At 44.9% G+C, this 2,709-nt stretch carries 3 protein-coding genes; all 3 read right to left on the bottom strand.

Annotated features, from left to right (window positions below):
• Positions 1–593: succinate--CoA ligase subunit alpha (locus A3766_RS19840; RefSeq protein WP_068642835.1), on the bottom strand; the 593-nt coding region annotated here is incomplete at its 3' end.
• Positions 593–1,759, bottom strand: coding sequence for an ADP-forming succinate--CoA ligase subunit beta (sucC, locus tag A3766_RS19835; protein ID WP_068642833.1), 1,167 nt, complete (start codon positions 1,757–1,759; stop codon positions 593–595). The genes A3766_RS19840 and sucC, both read right to left, overlap by 1 nt.
• 189 nt (positions 1,760–1,948) lie before the next feature.
• On the bottom strand, positions 1,949–2,709 hold a 761-nt coding region (locus tag A3766_RS19830), incomplete at its 5' end, for an FAD-dependent oxidoreductase (protein ID WP_156508994.1).

Here is a 2,709-nt window from a genome sequence, read left to right as displayed (position 1 = left end):
TCGTTCTGGAACATTTCCAAAACATCAATAAAGCTAGTACCTGGTACTGGGTCACCACCAATACCTACGCAACTTGACTGACCGAAGCCTGCATCAGTTGTTTGCTTAACCGCTTCATAAGTCAAAGTACCTGAGCGAGAAACAATACCAACCTTTCCTGGTAGGTGAATGTGACCAGGCATGATACCGATCTTAGTCTCTCCTGGGGTGATAACACCAGGACAGTTTGGTCCAATCATACGAACGCCAGCTTGATCAAGCTTAACCTTCACATCAACCATATCCAAAGTAGGAATGCCTTCAGTAATGGTAACGATCAGCTCGATACCTGCATCAATCGCCTCTAAAATCGCATCTTTACAGAAAGGTGCTGGAACATAGATAACCGTAGCCGTCGCACCCGTAGCTTCAACCGCTTCGCTAACAGTGTTGAATACTGGAAGACCAAGATGAGTCTGACCACCCTTACCCGGACTTACACCACCAACCATTTGCGTGCCATATGCAATAGCTTGCTCTGAGTGGAAAGTACCTTGCCCACCAGTAAAACCCTGACAGATAACTTTTGTATCTTTATTAATTAAAACTGACATTATTTACCCTCCGCTGCAGCGACAACTTTTTCTGCAGCATCTGTCAATGATTCTGCCGCGATAATATCCAAATCAGAGCTAGCAAGCACGTCTCTGCCCGCTTCAGCATTTGTACCTTCAAGTCGTACGACAACTGGTACTTCAACACCTACTTCTTTAACTGCACCGATAATACCTTCAGCAATCATGTCACAACGTACAATACCACCAAATATATTAACCAATACTGCTTTTACATTGTCGTCAGACAAAATAATTTTGAATGCTTCTGAAACACGTTCTTTCGTCGCACCGCCACCAACATCCAAGAAGTTAGCAGGCTTACCACCGTGCAAGTTAACGATATCCATCGTACCCATTGCAAGACCGGCACCGTTAACCATACAACCAACATTTCCGTCCAGAGCAACATAGTTCAATTCGAATTTAGCAGCATGTGCTTCACGCTCATCTTCTTGAGAAGGATCGTGCATTTCACGGATCTTAGGCTGACGATATAAAGCATTGCTATCAACGCCAATTTTTCCATCCAAGCAGTGGATGTTACCTTCGTCTGTAATGACTAGAGGGTTGATTTCTAATAGTGCGAAATCATGATCATTGAACATGTTCGACAAACCCATAAACACTTTTACGAACTGCTTGATCTGATCGCCTTCAAGACCTAACTTGAATGCAAGCTCACGACCTTGATACTGCTGTGGGCCAACCAGTGGATCAATTTCAGCTTTGTGAATCAATTCAGGCGTTTCTTCAGCAACAGTTTCAATTTCAACACCGCCTTCAGTAGAAGCCATAAACACTACGCGCTGAGACGCTCTATCTACGACGGCACCCAAGTACAATTCGTTAGCAATATCAGTGCAACTTTCAACAAGAATTTTTGCAACTGGCTGACCACTCTCGTCTGTTTGATACGTGACAAGATTCTTACCCAACCAGCTCTCAGCAAAGGCCTTGATCTCTTCTTTGGACTTAACCAGCTTAACGCCACCTGCTTTACCACGGCCACCTGCGTGAACCTGGCACTTCACTACCCACATATCGCCGCCAATTTTATCGGCTGCAGCAGCCGCTTCGTCAGCTGTGTCACATGCATAACCTGTAGAAACAGGCAGTCCGTATTCAGCAAAGAGTTGTTTTGCCTGATACTCGTGTAAATTCATAATTCATTCCGTCATTTAATTGATTAATGCCACTCGTATTAAGTGGCCGGACAAAATCTCGGTCAATCCTTAACCGATCACATTGCGCCACTCATTGCTGGCACAGCGTAAATCCCTTTTCTTTCCCGTGTTATGTTCGCACTAGCCCCGCTTATCTATTGAAATAATGCGGGGAATATGCGTTATTATTTATTTACGTTTCTTTCTATTTGCAATATGAATCGCATGACCACCAACAGCTAATGCAGCTTCATGGACCGTTTCTGACAATGTTGGGTGAGCAAACATTGTCAAACCAAGGTCTTCAGCGCTAGAACCAAACTCCATCGCGATAACCGCTTGCGCAATTAGCTCAGAAGTACTGCCACCTATCATATGAACACCAAGTACTCTGTCCGTCTTAGCATCTGCTAATACCTTAACCATACCTGCAGTGTTATTCGCTGCCATTGCACGGCCATTTGCAGCAAACGGACAAGTACCAACGTTATACTCAACACCGTCAGCCTTTAGCTGCTCTTCAGTACGTCCAACCCAAGAGATTTCAGGGTTGGTATAGATAACCCCGGGAATCGTATCGTAATTAACTTCAGTCTTTTGACCAGCAATACGCTCAGCAACCATAACCCCCTCTTCAGAGCCTTTATGCGCTAGCATTGGACCACGTACAACATCGCCTACGGCATAAACACCCGGAACGCCTGTATTACAATGGTCATCTACGAAGATAAATCCGCGCTCATCGAGGTTTACACCGCTATCAGCCGCTAACAAGTCTTCTGTTACTGGTCGGCGACCGACAGCGACTATCAACTTATCAACCTTAAGTTCTTGCGCACCTTTGGTATCTTCATAGCTAACGTTTACGAGGCCGCGCTTGATATCGGTACCATTAACACGCGCCTTTAATTTAATATCCAAGCCCTGCTTCTTAAATTGCTTAAGCGCTT

Source organism: Oleiphilus sp. HI0132 (assembly GCF_001635845.1).
The sequence above is the reverse complement of the archived record's forward strand: the minus strand, read 5'-3'. Positions and strand labels throughout refer to the sequence as shown.

Bases quoted from the DNA above. Each gene is read 5' to 3' on its own strand.
- sucC (WP_068642833.1), bottom strand. From the start codon at position 1,759: ATGAATTTACACGAGTATCAGGCAAAACAACTCTTTGCTGAATACGGA.